This is a genomic window from Amycolatopsis sp. NPDC001319 (genome assembly GCF_042896185.1).
Classification (GTDB): Bacteria; Actinomycetota; Actinomycetes; order Mycobacteriales; family Pseudonocardiaceae; genus Amycolatopsis.
Genome location: NZ_JBIAWY010000006.1, coordinates 12,989 through 38,586, shown reverse-complemented (window position 1 = coordinate 38,586; position 25,598 = coordinate 12,989). Strand labels below are relative to the sequence as shown.

General features: G+C 72.0%; 24 protein-coding genes. 12 read left to right on the top strand and 12 right to left on the bottom strand.

What is annotated here, in order from left to right:
* Positions 1–90: 90 nt before the first annotated feature.
* The 3 genes from ACFY1H_RS23480 to ACFY1H_RS23470 all read left to right on the top strand — a co-directional run bounded on the left by ACFY1H_RS23480 (position 91) and on the right by ACFY1H_RS23470 (position 2,956).
* Positions 91–1,713, top strand: coding sequence for an ATP-binding protein (locus ACFY1H_RS23480; RefSeq protein ID WP_386950504.1), 1,623 nt, complete (start codon positions 91–93; stop codon positions 1,711–1,713).
* Positions 1,710–2,378, top strand: coding sequence for a response regulator (locus ACFY1H_RS23475; RefSeq protein ID WP_366581616.1), 669 nt, complete (start codon positions 1,710–1,712; stop codon positions 2,376–2,378). The genes ACFY1H_RS23480 and ACFY1H_RS23475 overlap by 4 nt, the downstream gene beginning before the upstream one ends.
* A gap of 149 nt (positions 2,379–2,527) precedes the next feature.
* Complete coding sequence (locus tag ACFY1H_RS23470; RefSeq protein WP_386949501.1) at positions 2,528–2,956, top strand: hypothetical protein; 429 nt, start codon at positions 2,528–2,530, stop codon at positions 2,954–2,956.
* Positions 2,957–2,959: 3 nt separating this feature from the next.
* On the opposite strand, the gene ACFY1H_RS23465 is transcribed toward ACFY1H_RS23470, so the two are convergent.
* The 8 genes from ACFY1H_RS23465 to ACFY1H_RS23430 all read right to left on the bottom strand — a co-directional run bounded on the left by ACFY1H_RS23465 (position 2,960) and on the right by ACFY1H_RS23430 (position 13,024).
* Positions 2,960–4,348: a beta-N-acetylhexosaminidase gene (locus ACFY1H_RS23465; RefSeq protein ID WP_386949498.1), complete on the bottom strand. Its 1,389-nt coding sequence runs from the start codon at positions 4,346–4,348 to the stop codon at positions 2,960–2,962.
* A gap of 2 nt (positions 4,349–4,350) precedes the next feature.
* Complete coding sequence (locus ACFY1H_RS23460) at positions 4,351–5,229, bottom strand: carbohydrate ABC transporter permease (RefSeq protein WP_386949495.1); 879 nt, start codon at positions 5,227–5,229, stop codon at positions 4,351–4,353.
* Positions 5,220–6,176 (bottom strand): carbohydrate ABC transporter permease, encoded by a 957-nt coding sequence (locus tag ACFY1H_RS23455; protein ID WP_386949492.1) that lies wholly within the window; start codon positions 6,174–6,176, stop codon positions 5,220–5,222. Before ACFY1H_RS23455 ends, ACFY1H_RS23460 begins: the two co-directional genes overlap by 10 nt.
* Complete coding sequence (locus tag ACFY1H_RS23450; RefSeq protein ID WP_386949489.1) at positions 6,176–7,468, bottom strand: extracellular solute-binding protein; 1,293 nt, start codon at positions 7,466–7,468, stop codon at positions 6,176–6,178. The genes ACFY1H_RS23455 and ACFY1H_RS23450 overlap by 1 nt, the downstream gene beginning before the upstream one ends.
* Positions 7,469–7,541: 73 nt before the next feature.
* Entirely contained in the window at positions 7,542–8,684 is a 1,143-nt protein-coding gene (locus ACFY1H_RS23445; RefSeq protein ID WP_386949486.1) for a lactonase family protein, read from the bottom strand.
* A 38-nt stretch (positions 8,685–8,722) separates the two neighbouring features.
* Positions 8,723–10,114, bottom strand: coding sequence for a GntP family permease (locus ACFY1H_RS23440; RefSeq protein ID WP_386949483.1), 1,392 nt, complete (start codon positions 10,112–10,114; stop codon positions 8,723–8,725).
* Positions 10,111–11,706, bottom strand: coding sequence for a D-aminoacylase (locus ACFY1H_RS23435; RefSeq protein ID WP_366581629.1), 1,596 nt, complete (start codon positions 11,704–11,706; stop codon positions 10,111–10,113). The genes ACFY1H_RS23440 and ACFY1H_RS23435 overlap by 4 nt, the downstream gene beginning before the upstream one ends.
* A 13-nt stretch (positions 11,707–11,719) precedes the next feature.
* The gene (locus ACFY1H_RS23430) at positions 11,720–13,024 is read right to left on the bottom strand and encodes an amino acid deaminase (protein ID WP_386949480.1); all 1,305 of its coding nucleotides are present in this window, start codon (positions 13,022–13,024) and stop codon (positions 11,720–11,722) included.
* Positions 13,025–13,149: 125 nt separating this feature from the next.
* Here ACFY1H_RS23430 and ACFY1H_RS23425 point away from each other — a divergent pair, with 125 nt between their 5' ends.
* From ACFY1H_RS23425 to ACFY1H_RS23415, 3 genes are read left to right on the top strand one after another with little or no spacing between them, the layout of a single operon-like run.
* Positions 13,150–14,124 carry a sugar kinase gene (locus ACFY1H_RS23425; RefSeq protein ID WP_386949477.1) on the top strand — a complete coding sequence of 325 codons (975 nt, stop codon included), beginning with the start codon at positions 13,150–13,152 and terminating at the stop codon, positions 14,122–14,124.
* Positions 14,121–14,876, top strand: coding sequence for an IclR family transcriptional regulator (locus tag ACFY1H_RS23420; RefSeq protein WP_386949474.1), 756 nt, complete (start codon positions 14,121–14,123; stop codon positions 14,874–14,876). The genes ACFY1H_RS23425 and ACFY1H_RS23420 overlap by 4 nt, the downstream gene beginning before the upstream one ends.
* Positions 14,877–14,878: 2 nt before the next feature.
* On the top strand, positions 14,879–15,262 hold the full coding sequence (locus tag ACFY1H_RS23415) for a RidA family protein (RefSeq protein ID WP_366581633.1): 384 nt from the start codon (positions 14,879–14,881) through the stop codon (positions 15,260–15,262).
* Positions 15,263–15,329: 67 nt separating this feature from the next.
* Here ACFY1H_RS23415 and ACFY1H_RS23410 read toward each other — a convergent pair whose 3' ends face one another.
* From ACFY1H_RS23410 to ACFY1H_RS23400, 3 genes are all read right to left on the bottom strand, one after another.
* Entirely contained in the window at positions 15,330–16,328 is a 999-nt protein-coding gene (locus tag ACFY1H_RS23410; protein WP_386949470.1) for a 1-aminocyclopropane-1-carboxylate deaminase, read from the bottom strand.
* Positions 16,325–16,972 (bottom strand): GntR family transcriptional regulator, encoded by a 648-nt coding sequence (locus ACFY1H_RS23405; RefSeq protein WP_386949468.1) that lies wholly within the window; start codon positions 16,970–16,972, stop codon positions 16,325–16,327. Before ACFY1H_RS23405 ends, ACFY1H_RS23410 begins: the two co-directional genes overlap by 4 nt.
* 127 nt (positions 16,973–17,099) lie before the next feature.
* Positions 17,100–17,459 (bottom strand): DUF1844 domain-containing protein, encoded by a 360-nt coding sequence (locus ACFY1H_RS23400; RefSeq protein ID WP_366581636.1) that lies wholly within the window; start codon positions 17,457–17,459, stop codon positions 17,100–17,102.
* Between the two features lie 205 nt (positions 17,460–17,664).
* Here ACFY1H_RS23400 and infC point away from each other — a divergent pair, with 205 nt between their 5' ends.
* The 6 genes from infC (at position 17,665) to pheT (ending at position 23,626) form a co-directional block, all read left to right on the top strand.
* Entirely contained in the window at positions 17,665–18,294 is a 630-nt protein-coding gene (infC, locus tag ACFY1H_RS23395; protein WP_366581637.1) for a translation initiation factor IF-3, read from the top strand.
* A gap of 79 nt (positions 18,295–18,373) precedes the next feature.
* Positions 18,374–18,568, top strand: coding sequence for a 50S ribosomal protein L35 (gene rpmI, locus ACFY1H_RS23390; protein ID WP_086672342.1), 195 nt, complete (start codon positions 18,374–18,376; stop codon positions 18,566–18,568).
* 74 nt (positions 18,569–18,642) lie between these two features.
* On the top strand, positions 18,643–19,020 hold the full coding sequence (gene rplT / locus ACFY1H_RS23385; RefSeq protein WP_360606056.1) for a 50S ribosomal protein L20: 378 nt from the start codon (positions 18,643–18,645) through the stop codon (positions 19,018–19,020).
* Complete coding sequence (locus ACFY1H_RS23380) at positions 19,017–19,829, top strand: TrmH family RNA methyltransferase (protein ID WP_386950501.1); 813 nt, start codon at positions 19,017–19,019, stop codon at positions 19,827–19,829. Before rplT ends, ACFY1H_RS23380 begins: the two co-directional genes overlap by 4 nt.
* Before the next feature lie 171 nt (positions 19,830–20,000).
* The gene (gene pheS / locus ACFY1H_RS23375; RefSeq protein WP_386949463.1) at positions 20,001–21,056 is read left to right on the top strand and encodes a phenylalanine--tRNA ligase subunit alpha; all 1,056 of its coding nucleotides are present in this window, start codon (positions 20,001–20,003) and stop codon (positions 21,054–21,056) included.
* On the top strand, positions 21,056–23,626 hold the full coding sequence (pheT, locus tag ACFY1H_RS23370; RefSeq protein ID WP_386949460.1) for a phenylalanine--tRNA ligase subunit beta: 2,571 nt from the start codon (positions 21,056–21,058) through the stop codon (positions 23,624–23,626). Before pheS ends, pheT begins: the two co-directional genes overlap by 1 nt.
* 1,215 nt (positions 23,627–24,841) lie before the next feature.
* On the opposite strand, the gene ACFY1H_RS23365 is transcribed toward pheT, so the two are convergent.
* A complete protein-coding gene (locus ACFY1H_RS23365) occupies positions 24,842–25,531 on the bottom strand; it encodes a DNA alkylation repair protein (protein ID WP_366581640.1) in 690 nt (229 codons plus the stop codon).
* Positions 25,532–25,598 lie beyond the last annotated feature (67 nt).

The following is a 25,598-nucleotide window of genomic DNA, read 5'->3' as shown; positions in this document are numbered from 1 at the left end:
TGTTCATTGAGTTCGCACGAGAGGTCCAGTCCGGTTCGGACAGTGGTACGCGAGGGCCGTCGCACCACCCGGGTGTTGCCGTCCGCCCGTATGTGCTGGTATGGGCACGTGCCTGCGCCCACCCGGACCCGGACGAGCCGCTGGAGCCTCGCCCGCCAGCTGCTGGTGCTCCAGCTGGCGGTGCTGCTCGTGCTCGTGGGTGGCGGGATCACCATCGCGTACCTCGACGCCGGCCGCACGACGACCGACCGGGCGCGCGACCAGTCGCTGGCGGTCGCCCACGCGATCGCCGACTCGCCGGGAGTGGTGCGGGCGGTGTCCACACCGGACCCGACGGCAGTGCTGCAGCCCTACGCGGTGCGGGTGCAGGCCGACGCCGACGTCGACTTCGTCACGATCATGACGCCGCAGGGGATCCGCTACACGCACCCGAATCCGGCGCTGATCGGCCAGCCGTTCCTCGGCCACATCGCCGCCGCCCAGGAGGGTGGCGTGGTCACCGAGACCTACACCGGTTCGCTCGGGCCTTCCGTCCGCGCCGTGGTGCCGGTGCTCGACGCGAACCACCGCGTCGTCGCGCTGGTGGCGGTGGGCATCACGATCGCCGCGATCTCCGCCGAGCTGCGCGACCGGGTATGGCCGCTCGCCGGTGTCGCGGCCGCGGTGCTGCTGGTCGGCGCGTGCGGCGGCTGGCTCGTGAGCGCCCGGCTCAAACGCCAGACGCGCGGGATCGCGCCCGGTGAGCTCAGCAACCTGTTCGAGTACCACGAAGCCGTGCTGCACTCCGTGCGCGAAGGCGTGCTGCTGGTCGGGCGCGACGGCCGCGTCGGCCTGTGCAACGACGGCGCGCGCACGCTCCTGGGCCTCACCGCGGATCCCGTGGGGCGGCCGCTGGTCGAGCTGGGGCTGCCGCCGGAGCTGGTGGCCGCGTTCGTGTCCGCCGAGACGCGCACCGAGGAGCTGCACCTCACCGACACGCGCGTGCTGGTGGTCAGTACCACCGTCGTGCGCTCCGGCGGGCGCGCGCAGGGCACTGTGGTGATCCTGCGCGACCACACGGAACTGCAGACGCTCACGGGTGAGCTCACCACCGCCCGCAGCCTGTCGGAGGCGCTGCGGTCGCAGGCGCACGAGGCCGCGAACCGGCTGCACACCGTCGTTTCGCTCGTGGAGCTCGGCCGGCCCGAAGACGCGGTGGAGTTCGCGACGGCCGAGCTCGCGCTGGCCCAGGAGCTCACCGACCGCGTGATGAGCGCGGTGTCCGAGCCCGTGCTCGCGGCCTTGCTGCTCGGCAAGGCCGCGGAGGCCAGCGAACGCGGCGTCGAGTTCACGATCACGCCCGACACGGTGATCGAGGACCTCGGCGGCGGGATCGCCGGCCGGGACCTCGTGACGATCCTGGGCAACCTCGTCGACAACGGCATCGACGCCGCCGCGCGCGGGGCGGCCGGCCGGCCGGCTGTGGTCGTCACCGCGCGGACCGACGAGGACGGGCTGCTGCTGCGGGTCGCCGACAACGGCCCGGGCGTACCGGAGGAAGCTGTGGAGGACATGTTCCGCCGCGGCTGGTCCACGAAGGCGGCCGAGGGCCACGGGCTCGGGCTCGCGCTGGTGGCCCAGGCCGTCCGGCGCTACGGCGGCCGCGTCGACGTCGGGCAAGAGGGTGGCGCGGTGTTCACGGTCCGGTTGCCGAGGCAGGAGGCGCTGCGGTGATCCGCGTGCTGGTGGTGGAGGACGAGCCCGTGGCCGCCGAGGCCCACCGGCTCTACGTGGAGCGCGTGGGCGGCTTCAGCGTCGCCGGCGTGGTCCACTCCGGCGGCGACGCGCTGCGCTTCTGCGAGCGCGAACCCGTCGACCTCGTGCTGCTCGACTTCTACCTGCCCGACACCCACGGCCTCGCCGTGTGCCGCTCACTGCGCGCGGCCGGCCTGCCCATCGACGTGATCGCCGTGACCTCGGCGCGCGACCTCGCGCTGGTGAAGGCGGCGGTCTCGGTGGGCGTGGTGCAGTACCTGCTGAAACCGTTCACGTTCGCTTCGCTGCGGGAAAAGCTCGAGCGCTACGCCGAGTTCCACCGGGCTTCGGGCGAGGTCACCGGCCAGGCCGAGATCGACCGCGCGCTTGCGACGCTGCGCACGAGCGAGCAGCAGGCCCTGCCGAAGGGCATGAGCGCCGAGACGCTCGAAGCGATCACCGCCGCCCTGGCCGCCGCCTCCGAAGGGCTCTCCGCCGCCGGCGCGGCGAGCGCGATCGGCGCGTCGCGCGTCACGGCCCGCCGCTACCTGGAGTACCTGGCGGACAACGGCTTGGCCCACCGCGAACCCCGCTACGGCCAGGTGGGGCGCCCCGAGGTCTGGTACCGCCACGGCCCCGCCTGACGACCAGTACCTGGTCGCGCCGGGTGCGGGGCGAATCGCCCGGCCTCACCCGGACGGTTGTTCGCGCACTGTTTCTGTATAACGCCCTACACAGCTCGGCGGGGCACGAGGTACGGTCGCCGCGAACCAGCCCGACGAAGGGGAATCCGGTGGAGCGAGACCCGCGCCCACGGCTGCTGCTGCGGCACCTCGCGCACGAGCGCAGTGCCGAAGGCAGCGAACGCACCTCGCGGCTCACCGTCCGGCGCCCCACGGCCGGTTACGCCTCGGCGACGGCCGTCTGCGACTGGTGCGGCGCCGAGCTCGAGCTGCGCGTCGCGGCCGTCCGGAAGGTGCGGCAGTCGCTGCTGGGATGGGCGCTGGTGTACTTCGCCGGGGTGCTGGCCGTGGTCGGGGGCATGGCCGCGCTGTCGGCGTCGGTCGTGGGGCTCGCGGTGGTCCTGATGGTCGGCGGGTTGCTGGTGGCGGTGGTCGGAGCGGCGTTCTGGTGGTGGGCCACGGGCGTCCGTCCGGTGCGCGCGCTGCCGGAGGGGAGGCCCGGGCCGCACGTGGTCCGGCCGGACCGCGGGCAGCGCTAGAGCTCAGCGAGGGCGGCCCGGTGCGTCGGGCCGGGTCTGCCACGGGTGCGGCCCGTCGAGCGGCCGGTACTCCACGCCCAGCGCGTCGAGCCGCGGCAGGTGGTGGTCGCGCAGGCGCGGCAGGAACTCGGCGAAGTCGCGGGGCCCGGTGGTCCAGGCCAGCTCCGCGAACGCGCTCAGCCGGGGGAAAGCCGCGTAGTCCACGCGCCGCGCGGTGTCGAGGTGCTCGGTCCAGACCTGGGCCTGGGCGCCGAGCAGGTGCGGGCCGGTCAGCGCCGGATCGTAGGTGTAGACGTCCTCCAGTGTGCGCAGGTAGCCGACCGGGATGGGCTCGTCGGGGTGGTCGGACTGGCGGTGGTCGAGGTACACGCGGTTCTCGGGGCACAGCACCACGTCGTGACCCCGGGACGCGGCCAGCTCGCCGCGCGCCTCGTCCTGCCAGGCGCCGATCACCATGGGCGGGAGGTCGTCGATGTCGAGGACCTCGTCCCAGCCGAGCGCCTGCCTGCCGCGTGCGGCCAGGTGCGCGGCGATCTCGCGGACGAATCGGCCGTGGGCCTCGGTCGCGCCCGGCACCTCGTCACCGCCGAGGCCGATGACCGGCGACGGGAAGATGTCCAGCACGTGGTCGAACACCGTGCGGAAGAAGGCCAAAGTGGACTCCGAAGGGTCGAGCAGCGAAGTGCTGATGCCCCAGGACGTCCACACCTCCCAGTCCGCGTCGGGGTCGGGGCCGAGCTTCGGGTACGCGGCGATGGCCGCGCGGGCGTGGCCGGGCACGTCGATCTCCGGCACCACCGTCACGGCCCGCGCGGCGGCGTACGCGACGATCTCCCGCAGGTCGTCGGTGGAGTAGAAGCCGCCGTGGGGACGGCCGTCGCGCTCGGGACCGTCGTGGCGCCCCACCATCGACGAACGCCGCCAGCCACCGACCGAGGTGAGCCGGGGGAACCGCGGCACCTCGATGCGCCAGCCCTGGTCGTCGGTCAGGTGCAGGTTCAGCACGTTGAGCTTGTGCGCCGCCAGCAGGTCGACGAACCGCAGCACCTCGGCCTTCGTGCGGAAGTGCCGCGCCACGTCGAGCAGGCAGCCGCGCCAGCCGAACCGCGGGTGGTCCTCCACCACCCCGCACGGCAACCTCAGCCCGGAGCGGATCGACGCCGCCCGGAACGCGTCCGGCCCGGCGAGCTGGCGCAGCGTCTGCCGGCCGTACACCTCGCCCGCCGCGTCGGCGACCGACAGCGTGACGCCGTGGGGCGTGATCGCCAGCCGGTAGCCCTCGGCGGGCAGGTCCGGCGCCGGCCGCACGGTGACCGGGGCCGGCCACGGGCACGTGCCCGGCACCTCCGTGACGGAGACGGGACGGGGGAGCAGGGTGTCGAACCCGGGCATGATCAGCCTTTCACCGCGCCGGACATCCCGGCGACGAGCCGGCGTTGCACCAGCACGAAGAACACCAGCACCGGGATCGTCATGAGGGTGGACGACGCCATCACCGCGCCCCAGTCGGTGTCCTCCGGTTTGAAGAACACCAGGATCGCCTGCGGCAGCGTCTGGTTCTCGGTCTTGGAGATGATGAACGTCTTCGCGAACAGGAAGTCGTTCCACGCGTGGATGAACGCCAGCACGCTCACGGCGACCAAGCCCGGCGCCACCAGCGGGAACAGGATCTGCCACGTGAAGCGCATCCGCGACGCGCCGTCCAGCTTCGCCGCTTCCTCCAGCTCCACCGGCACCGCCGCGACGAACCCGCGCAGCATCCAGATCGCGAACGGCAGGCTGAACGCCAGGTGCACGAGCACGAGCGAGCCCAGCTCGTTGAGCCCGAACGCCGGCGCGACCGCGCCGATCTGGCGCATCAGGAAGAACAGCGGGATGGTCAGCGCCTCCACCGGCACCATCTGCGCCACGAGGATCATCACCAGCAGCACCGTGCGGCCGCGGAAGCGGAACCGCGTGAGGGCCACGGCCGACAGGAACGACAGCAGCAGCGACAGCACCACCACGGCCAGCGCGACCAGGAGGCTGTTCACGAAGAACCGGCCGAAGCCCGAAACGGTGAGCACGCGCTGGAAGCTGTCGAGCGAAGGCGCCAGCGTCCACGGTTTCGGGTTCGCCGTCTGAATCTCGTCGGCGGGCTTGAACGCCGAGAGCACCATCCAGTACAGCGGGAACGCGACGATCCCGGCCACCACGACCGTGACGATCTCCGCGACGAGCCGGCCCGGCCGCCGGACGCGGCGAGTGCGCGACTTCGCCGTGATCACAGCCATGCCGTGCTCCGGCGCTGGGACCGGACGTACAGTCCGGTGATCGACAGGAGCAGCAGCGTCATCACGACTCCGATCGCCGAGCCGAGGCCGTACTCCTGCCCGGCGAAGGCCTGCTGGTAGGCGTAGACGTTGAGCACGAGGTTGCGCCCGGCCACGCCGCCGCCGTTGGTCATCACGTAGATCTGGGTGAACACCTTGAAGTCCCAGATGATCGACTGGATCGTCGCGATCATCAGCAGCGACCGCACCATCGGCAGCACGACGGCCCACGTGCTGCGCCACGCCGACGCGCCGTCCAGCGACGCGGCCTCGAGGACCTCCTCCGGGATCGCCTTGATCCCGGCGTACATCGTGACCAGCACGAACGGGAACGAGCACCAGATCACCTCGGCGGCCACGAGCCCGAACGCGCCGAAGGTGCCGAACGTCCAGGAGTGGTGCGCCATGCCCGTGAAGCCGATGCCCGAGAGCACCTCGTTCACGAGGCCGAAGTCGGTGTCGAAGAGGAACAGCCACACGTACGAGCCGGCGATCGCGGGCGTCGACCACGCGCCGAGCGCCGCGAGGAACAGCAGCGTCCGCGGCACCGCGCGCACCTTCGACGCCAGCACCGCCAGCGCCGTCCCGACCACCAGGCTGCCGAGCACGCACGCGGCGGCGAACCCGACGGTCTTCGCGAGCACCGTCCAGAACTGCACGTCCTGCAGCAGCGCCGCATAGTTGTCGAACCCGAGGAACACCAGCGGCGCCGCGCCCGCGGCCTGGGGCTGCCCGTAGTCGTAGAACGAGATCAGCACCAGCTGGTAGATCGGGTACACCAGCAGCGCCGCGAGCAGGATGCCGGCGGGCAGCAGGTAGAGGAGCGCCGCCCGGCCGTCCCGCCGCCGGCGCGCGCGGCGGGGCGCGACCGGAGCCGGGACGGTCACGGGCAGCTGCTGCGTGACCATCAGCCGAAGTTCTTGTTCATCGCCGCCGTGGCGTCGGCGAGCGCGCCGTCGACGTCCTTGCCGCCGGTCGCGATCTGCTGCACGGCGGTGGGCAGCACGTTCTGGCTGTCGATCTTCGACCAGCCGGGCGTGCTCGGCACGAACTTCGTGCCGGCGGCGAGGGTGTCCACGAACGGCTTGAGCGTCGGGTCGCTCGCCGCGAGCTTCTTCTGCACGCTCTCCAGCGTGGGCAGGTTGCCCATGGCGTTGTACATCTTCTCCTGGTACTTCGCCCCGGCCAGCAGCTCCGCGAACTGCACGGCGAGCCCGTGGCGCTTGCTCGCGCCGAACACGCCCAGCAGGTTGCCGCCGGCGAACGCGGGCGCGACCGAGCCCGGCGTGGTGCCCGGCAGCGGGACCACGGCGTACTTGCCCTTAACCGCACCCTGTTCCACGGCCTTGCGGTTGAAGTCACCGCCGATGGTCATCCCGGCCTTGCCGCCGGCGAACGCGGTCACGCTCTGCGTGCCGGTGAGGTTCGCGCACGCGGCGGGCGGGCAGATGTCGTCCTTGAGCAGGTTCGCGTACGCGGTGATGCCGGCCTTCGCCTGCGGCGACTCCACAGTGGACGTCCACTTGCCGCTGTCCTGCTTGGCCACGTCGCCACCGTTGGCCCAGACGAACGGCAGGAGCGCGTAGGTGTACTTGCCGCCGGTCGAGATGCCGTAGAGGTCGGGCTTGGCGGCGTGGATCTTGCGGGCGTCGTCGGTCAGCTCGGCGAGGGTGGCCGGCGGCTCGAGACCCAGCTCGGTGAACACGTCGGTGCGGTAGTAGAGGGCGCGGATGCCGGTGTACCAGGGCAGGCCGTAGGTCTTGCCGCCCGACTTCGCGGTGCCGAGCACCGAGGGCAGCAGGTCCTTGCCGTCGCTCCACGACGAGATGTCGCCGGTGAGGTCGCTGAGCGCACCGGTCTGGGCGTAGCTCGCCACGTCGGTGTTGCCGAACTCGGCGACGTCGGGCGCGTTCGACGGGTCGTTGAAGGCGCCGGAGAACTTGTCGGCGCGGCCCTCGACCGGCACCCACTGCACGTCGACGTCCACGCCGGCGTGCGCGGCCTTGAACTCGGTGATGGCCTCCTTCACCGCCGCTTCCTTGGGTGCGCGGCTGGCCTCGTCGAACAGCCACACGCGCAGCGTGCCGGTCTGGTCGTCCCCGCCCGAGGCCGCCGGGGCCGACTGGGTGGGCGCGCAGCCGGCCAGCAGGGCCAGCGCCGCGGAGACAGTGATGGCGGTGAACGTACGACGCACTCTCATCGTTGAGCTCCCAGAGGGTAGGGGCCGGCCGGCGACGGACCGGTCTGGTCCGCCGCCGGCCGGCGACGCCGGGTCAGGCGAAGAAAACGGAGTTGACCGACGGCACGGCGAGCGAGCCGGCGACCGCGCCGGGCAGGCCCGTGGCCGGGTCGCGCGGCAGCCAGGTGACGGTGCCCGAACGCTGGTTGGACACGTAGAACCAGCGTTCGTCGGGCGAGAGCGCGACGTGGCGCGGCCAGTTGCCCCCGGTGTCCACACTGGACACCAGCTTGAGCGTGGTGCCGCCGCCGGACACCGAGAACGTGGCGATCGTGTTCGGGCCGCGGACGGTCGCGTAGACGAACTTGGCGTCCGTCGACACGGCGATCTCGCCCGGGAACAGGTCGCCGGTGCTGCCCGCCGGTACCGCGGGGACGACCGCGAGCGGGGTGAGCCGGCCCGCCGCCGCGTCCCAGGACAGCACGGTGATCTCCGGGCGCAGCTCCTGCGCGAGGTAGGCGTAGCGGCCGTTCGGGTGGAACGCCAGGTGCCGCGGCCCCGCGCCGGAGGGGAGCGTGACCTGCTGGTGCAGCGCGAGCTTCCCGCTGCCGGTGTCGAGCGTGTACACGTAGACCGAGTCGGCGCCGAGGTCCACCGACAGCACCCACTGCCCGGTCGGGTCGTTCACCACCTGGTGCGCGTGCGCGTCCCGCTCGGCGCCCTGGTGCTGCTGCACGTCCGTGGCCGGGCCGAGCTTGCCGCCCGCCAGGATCGGCAGCACCACGACGCTGCCCGAGCCGTAGTTGGCCGCCAGCGCGTACTTCTGGCTGCTGTGCACCGACAGGTGCGTCGGCGCGCTGCCCTTCGACGACACGGAGTTGAGCAGCCGGGGCCGGTTCGCCGTGGTGACGTCGAGGGCCGAGATGGCGCCATTCGGGTCACCCTCGTTCGTCGCGTAGAGGGTGCGGCCGTCGCGGCTGCGGTCGAACCACGACGCGTCGGGCACCCCGGCGACGGTGCGCACCGGGGTGAGCGCCGGCGCGGTGCCCGTGCGGCCCACCACGTCGAGGCCGTGCCCGGCCGGTGGGGTGCTGGTGTAGCTGCCGACGTACGCGATCGCGCGCGCGTCTCGCGCGCACCCGGCGGGTGCGGCGTTCGCGAGCTGGGTGCCGAGCACGGTGCCGAGTCCGGCGGCGCCGGCGGCGCCGAGGAACGTGCGACGGGAAAGTCCGGCCATCGAGGTTTCTCCCAACGGTGAGGGGACCAGAAGGTGGTTCAGACCACTGCCATGATCAATGCTGCCACGGCGAAACCGCTGAGGGAAAGGACTGTTTCGAGCGCGGTCCACGTTTTCAGCGTCTGGGGCACGGAAAGGCCGAAGTAGCGCGACACGATCCAGAAGCCGCCGTCGTTCACGTGGGAGGCGATGATCGAGCCCGCGGAGATCGCGATCACGATCAGGGCCAGCTGCGGCTGCGAGTAGTGCAGCTCCACCACCGTCGGCGCGACGATGCCGCTGGTGGTCACGATCGCGACCGTCGCCGAGCCCTGCGCGACGCGCATGCCGCAGCTGATGATGTAGGCCGCGAGGATCACGGGCAGGCCCGCGTCGCCGAGGGAGCCGGCGACGGCCTGGCCGATGCCGGTCGCCGAGAGCACCGCCCCGAAGAACGAGCCCGCGCCCACCACCAGCAGGATCATCGCGACCGGGCGCAGCGCGTTCGCCGACAGCTGCGCCAGGTCCGTCCCCGTCATGCCACGGCGGTGGCCCAGCAGCCACGAGGCGAGCAGCGTCGCGATCGTCAGCGCGATGGCGGGCGTGCCCAGGAACGCCGCGACCCCGGCCGCACCGGAGTTCTTCGGCAGCACGATGCTGCCGAACGTGCCCACCAGGATCAGCACGAGCGGGATCGCGATGATGCCGCTGACCAGGGCCAGCGACGGCGGGTTCGGGTTCTCTTCGTCGTCGTCGCCGGCGAGCTTGGCGAACTCCTCGGCGAGCGGCACGTTCACGCGCTTGCCGATCCACGTCGAGTACAGGATGCCGCCGACGAACCACGCGGGGATGCCGCAGACCGCGCCCATCAGGATGAGCCAGCCGAGGTCCACGTGCAGCAGCCCGGCGGCCGCGACGGGCCCGGGGTGGGGCGGGATGAACGCGTGGGTGATCGACAGGCCCGCCAGCAGCGGCATCGCGTAGAGCACGATCGAGCGGCCGCCGTGCTTGGCCGCCGCGTAGACCAGCGGCGCCAGCACGAAGATGCCGATGTCGAAGAACACCGGGATGCCGAAGATCAGACCGGACAGGCCCATCGCGAGCGGCGCGCGTTTCTCGCCGAACGCGCGCAGCAGCGCCGAGGTCAGCACGCGGGCGCCCCCGGAGCGTTCGAGGATCGACCCCAGCAGGGTGCCGAGGCCGATGATCGCCGTGATGTGCCCGAGGATGCTGCCGAACCCCTTCTCCAGCAAGGAGTCCGACGTCTTCTGCGCGGTGCCGACCAGCGTTCCCACGGGCAGGCCGGCGGCCAGCGCGGTGAGCACCCCCACCACGATCAACGCGATGAACGGTTCGAGCTTGACCTTGATGATGAGCACGAGCAGGACGGCGATCGAAACCGCCGCGAGCGTCAGCAGACCGCCGGTCGTGGTCTGCAGCCAGTGGATCATCGGCCCCTCCCGGGGTGACGAAGGGAATGGCCGGCGAGGGCGCCGGTGGGGTGGGTGTCCTCGATCGCGGCGACGCCGTTCACGAAGACGTGGGAGATCCCCTCGGCGGGCTGCCTCGGGTTTTCGAACGTGGCGGTGTCGGTGATCGTGGCGGGATCGAACAGCACCAGGTCGGCCGCGTACCCGGGGCGCACGAGGCCCCGGTCGGTGAGCCGCAGCCGCCGCGCCGCGCGCCCGGTGAGGTGCGCGACGCAGTCGGCCAGCCCGAGCACGCCCAGTTCACGGACGTAGCGGGCGAGGTAACGGGGGAACGTGCCCCAGGCGCGCGGGTGCGGCCGGTTGCCGACGAGCAGGCCGTCGGAACCGCCGGTGTGCGTGCGGTGGCGCATGATGGCCTGCACGTTCTCCTCGTGGCCGATGTGCATCAGGCACGAGGTGCCGAGCCGTTCGTCGACCAGCGTGGCGAAGTACAGCTCGGCGGGCGTTTTTCCTTGCGTACGGGCGGATTCCGCGACGCTGTGGCCGACGAGGCCGACGTTGCTCTGGTGGCGCACGCCGTTGATCTCGATGCCGGACCAGTCGATGGGCACGCCGTGCGCGCCGTCCGAGCCGGTCTCTTCGATCTCGACGCGGATCCGCTCGCGGGTGTCCGCATCGGACAGTCGCGCGAGCGTGGCGTCGAGCCCGCCCTCGGTGGCCCAGCTCGGCAGCAGCGCCGACAGGTAGGTGGCGCCCGGCAGGTACGGGTAGGTGTCGAGGGTGATGTCGCCGCCGGCGTCGAGGGCGTCGTCCAGCAGCTTCAGCAGCCCCGGTGCTTTGCCCTTGTTGACGGAGAAGTTCATCGTGGCGTGCGCGAGGTGCAGCGGGCAGTCCGCGCGGCGCGAGACGTCGACCATCTCGGCGAAGGCCTCCAGCGCACCGGCGCCGTAGCTGCGGTGGTGGGGGCTGTAGTAGCCGCCGTGCGCGCCGACCACGCGGCACAGCTCGACGAGCTCGGCCGTGTCCGCGTACATGCCCGGCGTGTAGGTGAGCCCCGAGGACAGCCCGAAAGCGCCTTCTTCGAGCCCGGTCGCGATCAGTTCCTTCATCCGGTCGAGCTCGGCCCCGGTCGCCGGCCGGTTCTCCCAGCCGACCGCGAGCATCCGGACGGTGCCCTGCGGCACGAGGTAGGCGGCGTTCACGGCCACGCCGCGGTCGAGCCGGTCGAGGTACTCGCCGACCGAGCGCCAGTTCCAGTCGAAGCCGGCCGGGTCGTCGTTCCAGCCCGCGAGCTGCTGGCGCAGTGCCTCGAGCACGGTGTCGTCCACGGGCGCGTACGAGAGGCCGTCCTGCCCGAGCACCTCGGTGGTCACGCCCTGGGAGACCTTCGCGAGGTGGTCCGGGTTCGTGAGCAGCTGCAGGTCGGAGTGCGAGTGCATGTCGATGAACCCGGGCGCGAGCACGAGGCCGTCCGCGTCCAGCACGCGCTTTCCGGTGAGCGAGCCGGGTTCGGCGACCTCGGTGACGCGGTCGCCGGTGATCCCGACGTCGTGGCGAGTGATCGGACCGCCGGTGCCGTCGGCCACTTGGGCGCCGCGGAAGACAGTGTCCATCAGAGCACATCCATCAGAACCACGTCCGCACGAAGTCGACGACCGTCTCGCCGTCGGTGTCCACCACCGGCAGCAGCGGCCACTTGTCGAACGTCGTGCACGGGTGCGAAAGCCCGAGCCGCACCCAGTCGCCGACCTCGACGGGGGAGTCCGCGGGCAGCGCCAGGAACGCGTGCTGGTCGTTCAGCTTCGTCACTGCGTGGCCGGTGAGCTCGGCGTTGACGCCGTTCTTGCGCAGCAGCTGCGGCTCCGGCATGCCCTCGTCGTAGGGCAGATCGCGCTTGCCGGCGGTGAGCAGCGCAAGCTCGGCAGTGGGTTTCGAGGTGACCTGCGCCCACGCGTGCAGCGCGGCGTGGAACGGCTCGACGCCGGCCAGCCGCGGGTGCACGCCGAGCGGCGAGATCTCGCGGTAGAAGCCGTCGTCGTGGGTGACATAGGCGCCGCTGCGCAGGATCGGCAGCACGTCCATGCCGTCGGGCCACGGTTTCGTGAGCTCCTGGGCCACGCGGTCGAAGTAGGCGCTCCCGCCGGCCGTCACGTACACCTGGCCTTCGGCGAGCAGTCCCTGGTCTGCGAACGCGATCGCCGAGTCGCGCAGGGTGTCCACATAGGAACTGATCTTGGCCAGGGCGGCGTCGTCGGTGTCGTGCGACAGCGCGCCCTCGTAGCCGCCCGTGCCGCGCAACCGCAGCGCGGGACTCTTCGCGACCGCCTCGGCCACGGCCAGCGCCGTCTCCGGGTCGCGCACCCCGGTGCGGCCGCCGGCGCCACCCAGCTCCACGAGCACGTCGACCGGGCGCGCGGAGCCGGCCAGCGCCTCGGTCATCAGCTCGACCCCGCGCACGGAGTCGACCCAGCACACGAACTCGAACGCCGGGTCCGCCGCCAGCTCGCCCGCGAGCCAGCGCAGGCCCGCCGGGTCCACGAGCTGGTTGGCCAGCAGGATCCGCGAGACGCCGAACGCGCGGTAGATCCGCAGGTGCCCGGCGTTGGCGGCGGTGACGCCCCACGCGCCGTGCGCGAGCTGGCGCGCGAACAGCTCGGGCGCCATCGTGGTCTTGCCGTGCGGCGCGAGCGCGATCCCGTGCCCGGCGCACCACGCCGCCATGGTGGCGAGGTTGTGCTCCAGCGCCGCGGCGTCGAGCACGACGAACGGGCCGAAGAAGCCGTCGGCGAACAGGTTCGCACGCCGGGCCGCGGCCTCGTCGAGGGTGAGCCCGGCCAGCGCGGGCGCGATCGAGCGGAAGCGCCAGTCGATCTTCTCGTCCCGGCCCGCGCGGACGGCGGCGGTCAGGGCGGCGTGCTCGGAGCTGTTCATCGATTCAGACCTCGGTGCGGGCATAGGTTGCGTATGATGCAACTGGCGTTGCGCAAAATGCGCGACATAGGTGTAGCATCCGGTCCGCCACAGGTCAACGGGGTGACGGAACGGGGAGAAAGTCAGTGACCAGCCCGCCCGAGGTGCTCTGCATCGGCGAGTCGATGGCCCTGTTCGTGCCGGCCGAACCCGGCCCGCCCGAACGGGTGCGCAGCTGGCTGCGCACCTTCGGCGGCGCCGAGTCGAACGTCGCGTGCCACCTGCCCGCACTCGGGGTGCCGAGCGCGTGGGTGAGCGCGGTCGGCGACGACCCGTTCGGCCGCGCGCTGGTGCAGCAGATCGCCTCGGCCGGCGTCGACGTGAGCGGCGTGGAGATCGATCCGGCGCGTCCGACAGGTTTGTACGTCAAGGAAAGCGGCACCCAGGGCAGCCCGGTGCGTTATTACCGCACCGGATCGGCCGCCTCCGCGCTCGGCCCGGACCTCGTGGACCGGCTGCACCTCGAGGGCGTGCGCGTGCTGCACCTGTCCGGGATCACGCCCGCGCTGTCGGCCAGTTGCCTCGCGCTCGTGCGCGCGTTGCTGGCGGCCCCGCGCGGGGAGCGGCTCGTGTCGTTCGACGTCAACCACCGGCCCGCGCTGGGGCAGGATGTCGCCGTGCTCGCGGAGCTGGCCGGGCTCGCCGACCTGGTCCTCACCGGCGACGACGAGGCCGAACGCGTGTGGGGGACCGGTGATCCCAGGCGGCTGCGCGAACTGCTGCCCGGGCCGCGCACGCTCGTGGTGAAGCACGGCGAACGCGGCGCGACACTCGTCGAAGGCGACGCGGCGCCGGTGTTCGAACCCGCGCTGCGCGTGGACGTGGTCGAGCCGGTCGGTGCCGGCGACGCGTTCGCGGCCGGCTTCCTCGCCGCCACCCTGCGCGGCGCCGACCCGTCGACCCGGCTGCGCCGCGGGCACCTCCAGGCCGCCGCGACCCTGCTGACCCACGACGACGTCGGCACGCCCCTGCCCGCCCCCGTGGTGGATACGCTGCTGCGCGCGGACGCCGAAGAGTGGGGCGCGGCCCGCCTGACGGGAGAGGGTGTGGTGGTGAGGTGAGCCAGAGCCTGGACCGGGCGCTGACCGTGCTGGCCGGGCTCGCCCGCGGCGCGAAGACGCTGGACGAGCTCGCCGAGGAGATCGGCGTGCACAAGACGACCGTGCTGCGCCTGTTGCGCACGCTCGAGTCGCACCACTTCGTGCGCCGCGAGGGGACCCGCCACTACCGCCTCGGCAGCGCGCTATTCGACCTCGCGAACCAGGCGCTGGAAGACCTCGACGTGCGCAGCAGCTCCCACGACGCGCTCGCGGCGCTCAACATCCGCACCGGGCACACCGTGCACCTCGCCTCGTACGAAGACGGCGAGGTCGTGTACATCGACAAGTTCGAGGGCCACCACTCCGTGCGGATGTACTCGCGCATCGGCAAACGCGCGCCGCTGCACTGCACCGCCGTCGGCAAGGTGCTGGTCGCCGCGATGCCGCGGGCGCGGCGCGAGGAGATCGCGCGTTCGCTGGACTACGTGGTGCTCACGCCGAACACGATCACCTCGCCCGAGGCCTACCTGGCGGAACTGGACAAGGTCGCCGAGCGCGGCTACGCCGTGGACAACGCCGAGCACGAGGACTTCATCCACTGCATCGCGGCGCCGGTGCGCGGCGCCGGCGGCGAGGTGCTGGCCGCGGCGTCGATGTCGGTGCCGAAGGTGCTGCTGGACTACGACGGCCTGCTCGCGCTCGTGCCGGAGCTGCGCGCCGCCACCGACGAGGCTTCCGTCCACAGTGGATGGACGGGGAACGGAAAGGGGTAATGATGGGCAAGACGGCGATCACGACCGAGAACGCGCCGAAGCCGCCGGCGAAGTTCTCGCAGGCCGTCCGCAAGGGCAACATCCTGCAGATCGCGGGCACGGTCGCGTTCGACCCCGCGACCGGCGCGGTCGTCGGCGACGACATCGCGACGCAGACGCGGCAGGTGTTCAAGAACATCGAGGCCCTGCTCACCGAGGCCGGTTCGGGCTGGGCCGACGCGGTGATGGTGCGCGTGTACCTCACCGACACGAGCCACTTCGGCCCGTTCAACGAGGTCTACAACGAGCTGATCGGGGAAGGCCCGCACTCGGCCCGCACCACCGTCTACGTCGGCCTGCCCGCCAGTCTCCTCGTGGAGATCGACGTGCTGTGCGTGCTCGACTGAGTCCGGCCTCCCGGGTTTCGCCGGGTTCGCCTGGGCTCGCCGGGGTGGCGGGCCCGGGCGAACCCGGTCAGCCCAGCACGCTCGTGTAGGCGTTGATCGCCGGCTGACCGCCGAGGTGCGCGTAGAGCACGGTCGACTCGCGGGGGATCTCGCTGCGGCGCACGAGATCGATGAGTCCGGCCATGGACTTCCCCTCGTACACCGGGTCGGTGATCATGCCTTCGAGCCGCGCCGCCGTGCGGATGGCGTCCAGAGTGGACTCGTCGGGGATGCCGTAGACACCCGCGTGGTAGCGCTCGTCGAGCTCGACGTCTCCGATGCCGGGCGCGCCGATGAGCTCGGCGGTGTGCTCGGCGATGCGGGTGATCTGGTCGCGCGTCTCGGCGGGCTTGGCCGACGCGTCGATCCCGAGGATGCGGCGGGGTCGTCCGCCCAGTGCGGCGCCCGCCACCATCCCGGCCTGGGTGCTGCCGGTGACCGAGCAGACCACCACGGTGTCGAAGAAGACACCGAGGTCTCGCTCCTGTTGTTCCAGCTCCGCGACCCAGCCCGCGAACCCGAGCCCGCCCAGCGGGTGGTCGGACGCGCCGGCCGGGATCGCGTACGGCTTGCCGCCGGCGTCCCGGACCTCCGCGAGGACCTGCTCCCAGCTCTCCTTGAACCCGATGCCGAAGCCGGCCTCGACGAGCCGGACGTCGGCGCCCATGATCCGCGACAGCTGGATGTTGCCGACCTTGTCGTGCAGCGGGGCGTGCCAGTCGACCCAGCTTTCCTGCACCAGCACGGCTTTCAGCCCCGCGCGGGCGGCGGCCGCGGCCACCTGGCGAGTGTGGTTGGACTGCACGCCGCCGATGGACACGAGCGTGTCGGCGCCCTGGGCGAGCGCGTCGGCCACGAGGTATTCGAGCTTGCGGGTCTTGTTGCCGCCGTAGGCGAGACCGGAGTTGAGGTCTTCGCGCTTGGCCCGGATTTCCGCGCCGCCGAGGTGTTCGGTGAGGCGGTCGAGCCGGTGGATCGGCGACGGGCCGATCATCAGGGGGAAACGCGGGAAGTCGGCGAGGCTCACGGGGTCTCCAGGCTTGCTTCGAGGTCCGACCAGATGGTCGAGGTGACAGCGGCGGCGGTGTCGGCGTCGCCGGCTTCGATCGCGTCGACGAGCTCGGTGTGCCGCCGGACCGAGCGGTGTGCGGGCAGGGAGCTGAAGCGCGCGTACTCGAGCCGGCGCAGCAACGGGGTGTAGCGCTCCACCGTCGCGGCGACGGCGCGGTTGCCGCACGCGCGCACGGGCACGTCGTGCAGCTCGTCGTCGGCCGCGATCGCCGCGGCCACCTCTCCCTCGGCCACGGCGGCGGCGAAGCGCTCGTTCGCCGCGCGCATCTCGGCGACCTGCTCGGTGCCGAGCCGGGGGAGGGCCTGGCGAATGGCGAACTCGTGCAGCGCGCGCACCAGCTGGACGGCGTCGCGCACCTCGTCGCCCGCGATCGCGGCCACCCGCGTGTAGCTCTGCGGTTTGGACTCCACGAGCCCGTCGCCGGCCAGACGCAGCAGGGCCTGGCGCACGGGAGCGCGGGACAGGCCGAGCTCGTCGGCCAGGTCGGCGTCGCGCAGCGGGGTGCCGGGGGCGAGGCTGCCGTCGATGATGGCCTGGCGGATGCGGTCGTAGGCCTCGTCGCGCAGCAGTGGCCGGGTGACTTTGGGGAGCGGACTCACATCTAACATGTTAGATGTCTTTCGGGCGGTTCGGCAAGGCCGTCGGGACTCGGGGACACGGGGACCTGAGGACTTCGGGACGAAGAAGGCCCGTCCGCGGGTGGCGGACGGGCCTCGGAAGCGACGGTCAGTGAACCGGGCCGGTGAACTTTTCACCCGGGCCCTGGCCCGGCGCGTCGGGGACGGCGGAGGCTTCGCGGAACGCCTTCTGCAGCGACTGCAGCCCGTCGCGCAGCGGGCCGGCGTGCAGGCCCAGGTACTCTACGGACGACGTGACGAGCCCGGCCAGCGCCGTGATCAGCCGGCGCGCTTCGTCGAGGTCACGGTGGGGTGAGGTGTCCGGGTCGGCGTCGGCCAGGCCCAGGCGTTCGGCCGCGGCCGACATCAGCATCACGGCCGCGCGGCTGATCACCTCGACGCTCGGGATGTCCTCCAGGTCGCGGACGTCCGGGGAATAGGGGGGCTGTTCCGAAGGTTGTTCTGACACGTCTGGTACCCTTCCACGAGCGACCAGCTCCCGAGGAATCGGGGGCGGCAAGTGGAGCCCCGCTCCCACCCGCGTCACCGCCTCAGGTGTCCGGGTCCGGTCTCGCCGAAGTGGTGGATGTCGGTACATCTGTCGCTCCGGCGAAGCGTTCGATCCTCGCGATCGGGCGCGATCGGAGACAGAGCGGGCCCCGTGAACCGGTTGTATGCCGGAGACGGGGCCTGAGTCATGTGGGCACCAGGTCGAGAAGAGAAGTAGTCACTCGGACCAAGGAGGCCCCATCAGCTCCGAGACACGCATCAACGAACGTATCCGGGTGCCGGAAGTCCGGCTCGTCGGACCCAACGGCGAGCAGGTCGGCATCGTCCGGATCGAAGATGCGCTGCGGCTGGCACAGGAGAACGATCTCGACCTCGTCGAGGTCGCGCCCCAGGCCCGCCCGCCCGTATGCAAGCTCATGGACTTCGGCAAGTTCAAGTACGAGAGCGCGCAGAAGGCCCGCGAGTCCCGCCGCAACCAGCAGTTGACCGTCATCAAGGAACAGAAGCTGCGTCCGAAGATCGACCAGCACGACTACGAGACCAAAAAGGGTCACGTGTCACGGTTCCTGGCGGCCGGCAACAAGGTCAAGGTCACGATCATGTTCCGCGGTCGCGAGCAGTCCCGGCCGGAACTCGGTTTCCGGCTGCTGCAGAAGCTGGCCGACGACGTGACCGAGCTGGGCTTCGTCGAATCGTCGCCCAAGCAGGACGGGCGCAACATGATCATGGTGCTGGCCCCGCACAAGAACGTGAAGCCGAAGGTCGCGAAGGCCGAGACGGCTCCCGAGGCATAACGCCTCCCGCAGCGCCCAGCACAGTCAGCGGCACACCGGGGCACCGGTGTGCCGCCGCACGGAAGAGGACAGAACAACCATGCCGAAGATGAAGACGCACAGCGGTACGTCCAAGCGGATCCGCGTGACGGGCACGGGCAAGCTGCGCCGCCAGAAGGCCGGCCGCCGCCACCTGATGGAGAAGAAGTCCAACCGCCTCACCCGGCGTCTCGAGGGCACCACGGAGCTCGCCAAGACCGAGGCCGGCCGCGTCAAGCGCCTGCTCGGCATCTGAGCCTGAGCCACCCTCCGCACACGTACTGATCACCCCGGGCGCCACCGCGCCCCCCGAATCGACAGGATGGACCAGTGGCACGCGTCAAGCGGGCGGTCAACGCCCAGAAGAAGCGTCGGTCAACTCTCGAACTGGCCAGCGGCTACCGCGGCCAGCGCTCGCGGCTGTACCGCAAGGCCAAGGAGCAGACGCTTCACTCGCTCAACTACGCCTACCGCGACCGCCGTGCGCGCAAGGGTGACTTCCGCCAGCTGTGGATCACCCGCATCAACGCGGCCGCTCGTGCCAACGGCGTGACCTACAACCGGTTCATCCAGGGCCTCAAGGTCGCCGGTGTCGAGGTCGACCGCAAGATCCTCGCGGACCTCGCGGTCAACGACGCCGCCGCCTTCACGGCGCTCGCCGAGCTCGCCAAGGCGAACGTCAACACCGGCGAAGCGAAGTCGGCCTGACCGGCAGTTTTCCGCGACCCGGGGCGGTTCCGTTCACCGAACGGACCCCCCGGGTCGTTGCTGCGCGCAAGCTGACGCGCCGCGCGGAACGCGAGAAGACCGGCCGTTTCCTGGCCGAAGGCGTCAACGCCGTCGAGGCCGCGCTGGCGCACGGCACCGTTTTCGAGCTGTTCGCCACCGAGCGCGCGGCCGCGGCCCACCCCGAGCTGATCGCGTCGGCCTCCTCGGCGGGGGTGGCGGTCTCGCTCGTCACCGACCGCGCCGCCGAGGGCCTGTCGGAAACCGTGACGCCGCAAGGCCTCGTGGCCGTGTGCGCCCTGGTCGACCGTCCACTCGCGACGGTGCTGACCGGTGCCCGGCTCGTGGTCGTCCTCGTGGACGTCGCCGAGCCCGGCAACGCCGGCACGGTGATCCGCGTGGCCGACGCCGCGGGCGCCGACGCCGTGGTCCTCGCGGGCGACACCGTCGACCCGCACAACGGCAAGAGCGTGCGCGCCGCCGCCGGCAGCACCTTCCAGGTCCCCCTGGCCCGCGAGCGCGACATCCCGGCGGTGCTGTCGTCGCTGACCGCCGCCGGCCTGCGCACAGTGGCCGCCCACGGCTACGCGGACCGTTCACTCGAAGAGATCACGTTCGGTGACCCGGTCGCGTGGATCTTCGGCAACGAAGCCCACGGCTTGTCGCAGTCGGTCCTGTCGGCGGTCGATACCGCCGTCCGCATCCCGCTCTACGGCAAGGCCGAAAGCCTCAACCTGGCCACGGCGGCCGCCGTCTGCGTGTACACCGCCGCGATGGCCGCGCACCGCTGACCGGCGCCGTCGTGCGCGGCCGATCGCAGCCGGTGCGGAGGCACGCTCGTTAGCGGAGGGTGAGCGGCCGGGGCCCTCGGCCGATCCCCTAGACTGGGCTGCCCGATGTGCACGTGCGGCTGCCTGCCCGTGCGCTGCCGCTCAACCCGTCCCAGTGGACGCCGAGGAGTCATGTCCGGAGCCACAGACAAGCCGGTCGACGTGCTCGCACCGGAAACCCTGCGTGCGGCGATCAAGGCGGCCGAAGAGGCCTTCGCGGGCGCTGCCGACCTGGAGGCGCTCGCCGCCGTCAAGCCGGCGCACCTCGGGGACCAGGCGCCGCTGCTGCTCGCGCGCCGGGCCATCGGCGCGCTGTCCAAGCAGGAGAAGGCCGACGCCGGCAAGCGGGTCAACGAGGCCCGCCAGGCCGTCCAGGCCGCGTTCGACGAGCGCCGTGCCGTGCTGCAGGCCGAGCGGGACGAGCACGTGCTGCGCGAAGAGGCCGTCGACGTCACGCTGCCGTGGGACCAGATCCCGCGTGGTGCCCGACACCCGATCAGCACCGTGTCCGAGCGCGTGGCCGACGCCTTCATCGCGATGGGCTACGAGGTCGCGGAGGGCCCCGAGCTCGAGGCCGAGTGGTTCAACTTCGACGCGCTGAACTTCGGCAAGGACCACCCCGCACGCCAGCTGCAGGACACGTTCTACGTGGGCGAAGAGGACTCCGGGCTGGTGCTGCGCACGCACACCTCGCCCGTGCAGGCCCGCAGCCTCCTGCACCGCGACCTGCCGGTCTACGTCGTGTGCCCGGGCCGCACCTACCGCACCGACGAGCTGGACTCCACGCACACGCCGGTGTTCACGCAGGTCGAGGGCCTGGCCGTGGACAAGGGCATCACCATGGCCCACCTCAAGGGCACGCTCGACGCGTTCGCGCGCGCGATGTTCGGCGAGAGCTCCAAGACGCGGCTGCGCCCGCACTTCTTCCCCTTCACCGAGCCCTCCGCCGAGGTGGACGTGTGGTTCGAGGAGAAGAAGGGCGGCCCCGGCTGGGTCGAGTGGGGCGGCTGCGGCATGGTCAACCCCAACGTGCTGCGCGCGTGCGGCGTCGACCCCGAGGTGTACTCGGGCTTCGCGTTCGGCATGGGCATCGAGCGGACCCTGCAGTTCCGCAACGGCATCCCGGACATGCGCGACATGGTCGAAGGCGACGTCCGGTTCACCCTTCCCTTCGGAACGGAGGCGTAGTGCGAGTCCCGGTGAGCTGGCTGACCGAGCACCTCGACGTGGGTGACGAGGTCACGCCCCAGGACCTGGCCGACGCCTTCGTGCGGATCGGGATCGAGGTCGACGAGCTGAGCGAGCTCGGCCCCGTGACCGGCCCGCTCGTGGTCGGGCGCGTCGCCGAGATCGAGGAACTGACGGGCTTCAAGAAGCCGGTGCGGTTCTGCCGCGTCGAGGTCGGCGAGGAGCCGGAGTCCGAAGAGGACACCGGCTCCTCCGATGAGGACGACGACGAGGACGACGACGAAGGCCCGATCGAGAACGAGGGCCCCCACGGCATCAAGACCCGCGGCATCGTCTGCGGTGCCAGCAACTTCGCCGAGGGCGACCTCGTCGTGGTCGCGCTGCCGGGCGTCGTGCTGCCGGGCGACTTCGAGATCGCCGCGCGCAAGACGTACGGCAAGGTCAGCGACGGCATGATCTGCTCCGCCAAGGAGCTGGGCCTCGGCGAGGACCACAGCGGCATCCTCGTGCTGCCGCCGGGCACCGCGAGCCCGGGCGACGACGCGATCGCGTTGCTGGGGCTCACCGACACCGTCATCGAGGTCACGCCGACCCCGGACCGCGGCTACGCGCTGTCGATCCGCGGTCTCGCGCGCGAGCTGTCCAATGCGCTCGACGTGCCGTTCGGCGACCCGGCGATGCTCGACATCCCCGAGGCCGAGGGCGACGCGTGGCCGGTGCGGGTCGAGGACCCCGAAGGCTGCCCGCGGTTCGTGCTGCGCCGCGTGAAGGGTCTCGACGCCACGGCCCCGTCACCGTGGTGGATGCGCCGCCGGCTGATGCTGGCCGGGATCCGCTCGATCTCGCTGGCGGTCGACGTCACCAACTACGTGATGCTCGAGCTCGGCCACCCGCTCCACGCGTTCGCGACCACCGCCATCCAGGGCGACCTGGTGGTGCGGCGCGCTCGGCAGGGCGAGAAACTGACCACTTTGGACGACGTCGTGCGCACCCTCGACGCCGACGACATCGTGATCGCCGACGACTCCGGCGTGATCTCGCTCGCGGGCACCATGGGTGGCGCCAGCACGGAGATCACCCCGGAGAGCACCGACGTGCTTCTCGAAGCGGCGCACTGGAACCCCGCGTCGATCAGCCGCACGGCGCGTCGCCACAAGCTGTTCTCGGAGGCGGCGAAGCGCTTCGAGCGCTTCACCGACCCGGGTCTGTGCGCGGCCGCCGTCGAGCTGGCCGCCCGGCTGCTGCGCCAGTACGGCGAGGGCGCCATCCAGCCGGGCCGTACCGACGAGGGCGGCGTGGCGCCGCTGCCGCCGGTCACCATGCCGATCAACCTGCCCGACCAGGTGGCGGGCGTGCGCTACGAGCGCGGCGTCACCGTCCGGCGGCTCACGCAGATCGGCTGCAAGGTCCAGGTGAGCACCAGCGATGCCGGCATCTCGTCGGTCACCGCGACGCCGCCGAGCTGGCGCGCGGACCTCGTGCAGCCCGCCGACCTCGTCGAGGAGGTGCTGCGGCTCGAGGGCTACGAGAGCATCCCGTCGGTCCTGCCGGCGGCGCCCGCGGGCCGTGGCCTCACCGAGGAGCAGAAGCGCCGCCGCAGCGTCGCCCGCGCGCTGGCCGAGGCGGGTCACGTCGAGGTGCTGCCTTTCCCGTTCGTCAGCGACTCGGTGTGGGACGCCTTCGGCCTGCCCGAGGACGACGTGCGCCGCAACACCGTCCGCGTGCGCAACCCGCTCGAGGCCGACCACGACCGCATGTCGACGACACTGCTGCCCGGCCTGCTCGACACGCTGCAGCGCAACGTGTCCCGCGGCATGAAGGATGTGTCGCTCTTCCACATCGGCCAGGTCGTGCTGCCGAAGCCGCACCAGCTGAAGGTGCCGGACCTCGGCGTCGAGCACCGGCCGAGCGACGAGGAGCTCGCCGTGCTGGAGGCCGCCGTGCCCGCCCAGCCGGTGCACGTCGCCGTCGTGCTCACGGGCCTGCGCCGCCGCGCCGGCTGGTGGGGCAAGGGCGAGCCGGCCTCCTGGGCCGACGCCGTCGAGGCCGCCCGCCTGGTGGCCGAGGCCGCCGGCGTGGAGCTCACGGTGCAGGCGTCGGATCTCCCGCCGTGGCACCCGGGCCGCTGCGCCCAGCTGCGCGTGGGCGACTGGCCGGTGGGCCACGCGGGCGAGCTGCACCCGAAGGTCGTCGAGGCCCTCGGCCTGCCGCCCCGCACGGTGGCGATGGAGCTCGACCTCGACGCCATCCCGCTGCCGGACTCCCGCCCGGCCCCGAGCGTGTCGGCCTACCCGCCGGTGCTGCTCGACGTCGCCTTGGTCGCCGCCTCCGACGTCCCGTCCGCCGACCTCGCCGAGGTCCTCCGCTCGGGCGCCGGCGACCTCCTCGAAGACATCACCCTCTTCGACGTCTACACCGGCACCCAAATCGGCGACGGCAAACAGTCCTTGGCCTACAAGCTCCGCTTCCGCGCCCCGGACCGCACCCTGACGGTCGACGAAGCCACCAAGGCCCGCGACGCCGCCGTCTCCGCCGCCGGCGACCGCTTCGGCGCCACGCTGCGCGCCTGACCCGAGCCTGGCACCTGCCCGACGTCGGCCCAGTGGGCCGGAGACACCGCCTCACTGCGGAGTTTCCGGCCCACTGCCGTCTCTCCGGTCGCTGCCTGCCCGGGTGCCTGGCCTGGTGCCGACTTCGACTGCCTGCCGCGGCGCGCACCTCGGGTGCCTGGCCTGGTGCCGACTACGACTGCCTGCCGCGGCGGCGACCCCGGGTGCCTGCCCTGGTGCCGACTACGACTGCCTGCCGCGGCGGCGACCCCGGGTGTCTGCCCCGGTGCCGACTTCTGGCGGCTGCGGCGGCGCCGACCCCGGGTGCCTGCCACGAGTTCCTGCCTCAGCGCCATCTCGGACGCCTGCCACGGCTACTCACGAGTGGGCTCCCTGGGTCGCTGCCGCGAGTGGCAGTCCCAGGCGCTTTGCGCCGGGTGTCCACCCAGGTGCCGGCCTCGGGTGCGTGCGCGGGATGGCAGCCCCGGGCTTCCCGCTGCGTGTGGCCGTTCGCCGGCGTGCGCCGGCGCCCGCCACAAGTGCTTGCCGCTGGCGCTGACCAAAGCGGCCTGCCGTGGCTGCGCGCTGCGAGTGGCTAGCCCGGTAGCTGACTCGGTCGCCCATCGAAGCATCGGCTTCGGACACCCGTCGCGGGCACGCGCGGCGACGGCCCACTAGGGGCCGTCCCCGGGTGCCCGCCGGGCCCAGCGCCCACTACGACCGCCCGCCACGGGCGTTGACCCAGAGTGCCTGCTGTGGCTGCTCGCTGCGAGCGGCCGGCCCGCTGCTTGCCACGGGCGCCTGTCGAGGGTTGGGCCTCGGGTGCCCGGCATGGGTGCCAGCGTCGGTTGCCCGTCGGGCGCTGGTCCCGGGGTGCCTGCCCGGGTGCCGCCCTGGCACCGACTTCGGGTGCCTGCCCGGCGCCCACCGCGAGTGGCCGCTCGGCTGGGTGCCTGGCAGTGCCCCGAATGCCGGCCTGAGCGGCTCGGTTCGCGGGCGTCGTCTCGGCCTTCGCCGCGGGGTCGCCCGCGGCGGCCAGGCTGCGCTGGTTGCCCGCCTCAGCCGGGTCGTGCGCTTCGCTCGGCGATACACGGCGGCTGCTGCGTGGCCCGTCTCCGGGGTCGCCCGGTCGCGGGGTCGGCAGAGAGCGCTAGCCGTACCGTCATCGGCTGCTGGTGCCGCGCCTGGCGGCGGCTGCTCCGTGCCTGGTCTCTCCGCTCGTTCGGCCGATCGTGGTCAGGTCAGGTTCTTCAAAGCCTCCCGTGTGGACAGTGGGGACAGCCCCGGGTGGTCGCGCACAAAGGAGCGCACCCAGTCCGGCTCGGTTTTGGCGTGGTCGCGCAACGCCCAGCCGATGCCCTTCCTCAAGAAGAAGTCCCGGTCATCGAGGTTGGCTTCGATCGCCGCCGTCAGCAGCGTGTGGTCGACGGCCGTCTTCGCCGACACCTGGCAGATGACGGCGGTGCGGCGCCGCCAGCGGTCGGGGTCGGTGGCCCAGCGCAGGAGCACCGGCGTGACGTCCGCGCGGTACTCGCGCAGGATCGGGCCGACGCGGCGGATCGCGACCTCGTCGACGAAGTCCCACCACGCACCGTCCACGATGAGCTCCTCGTAGAGGCCGAGCAGGTCCGGGTCCTGCCACCGCCGGTACGCGCGGTGGCCCGACAGATCGATCGCCGCGTAGCGCTCCTCGCGGAATTCCGCGTCGCGCCACAGGGCGAGCACCGTCGTTGAAAAACTCACCCGATCGGGCAGAACGTGGGCGGCCAGGACCTCTTTCATCAGCGCGGCGCGCGCGGGCTTGGCCACCCCGCGATACGGCATCGCCGACTTCATGTACGCCTGCATGGCGGGCGCTTTCGCCGGGTCCGCCCGGGCGGCGAGTCCGGTTCGGACAGCCGAGACCAACGCCTTGTCCACACCCATCCGCGCTCACCTCCACCGCGCCGGCCGGCGGTGGGCGACGGCTGGCGCAAGTCGTGTCGTGCGAGGA

Excerpts from the sequence above, each read along its gene's own strand:
- ACFY1H_RS23480 (WP_386950504.1), top strand. The coding sequence starts at position 91 with ATGTGCTGGTATGGGCACGTGCCTGCGCCCACCCGGACCCGGACGAGC.
- ACFY1H_RS23465 (WP_386949498.1), bottom strand. The coding sequence starts at position 4,348 with ATGCCCGGGTTCGACACCCTGCTCCCCCGTCCCGTCTCCGTCACGGAG.
- ACFY1H_RS23460 (WP_386949495.1), bottom strand. The coding sequence starts at position 5,229 with ATGGCTGTGATCACGGCGAAGTCGCGCACTCGCCGCGTCCGGCGGCCG.
- ACFY1H_RS23455 (WP_386949492.1), bottom strand. The coding sequence starts at position 6,176 with ATGGTCACGCAGCAGCTGCCCGTGACCGTCCCGGCTCCGGTCGCGCCC.
- ACFY1H_RS23450 (WP_386949489.1), bottom strand. The coding sequence starts at position 7,468 with ATGAGAGTGCGTCGTACGTTCACCGCCATCACTGTCTCCGCGGCGCTG.
- ACFY1H_RS23445 (WP_386949486.1), bottom strand. The coding sequence starts at position 8,684 with ATGGCCGGACTTTCCCGTCGCACGTTCCTCGGCGCCGCCGGCGCCGCC.
- ACFY1H_RS23440 (WP_386949483.1), bottom strand. The coding sequence starts at position 10,114 with ATGATCCACTGGCTGCAGACCACGACCGGCGGTCTGCTGACGCTCGCG.
- ACFY1H_RS23435 (WP_366581629.1), bottom strand. The coding sequence starts at position 11,706 with ATGGACACTGTCTTCCGCGGCGCCCAAGTGGCCGACGGCACCGGCGGT.
- ACFY1H_RS23430 (WP_386949480.1), bottom strand. The coding sequence starts at position 13,024 with ATGAACAGCTCCGAGCACGCCGCCCTGACCGCCGCCGTCCGCGCGGGC.
- ACFY1H_RS23415 (WP_366581633.1), top strand. The coding sequence starts at position 14,879 with ATGGGCAAGACGGCGATCACGACCGAGAACGCGCCGAAGCCGCCGGCG.
- infC (WP_366581637.1), top strand. The coding sequence starts at position 17,665 with ATGCCGGAGACGGGGCCTGAGTCATGTGGGCACCAGGTCGAGAAGAGA.
- rpmI (WP_086672342.1), top strand. The coding sequence starts at position 18,374 with ATGCCGAAGATGAAGACGCACAGCGGTACGTCCAAGCGGATCCGCGTG.
- pheS (WP_386949463.1), top strand. The coding sequence starts at position 20,001 with ATGTCCGGAGCCACAGACAAGCCGGTCGACGTGCTCGCACCGGAAACC.
- ACFY1H_RS23365 (WP_366581640.1), bottom strand. The coding sequence starts at position 25,531 with ATGGGTGTGGACAAGGCGTTGGTCTCGGCTGTCCGAACCGGACTCGCC.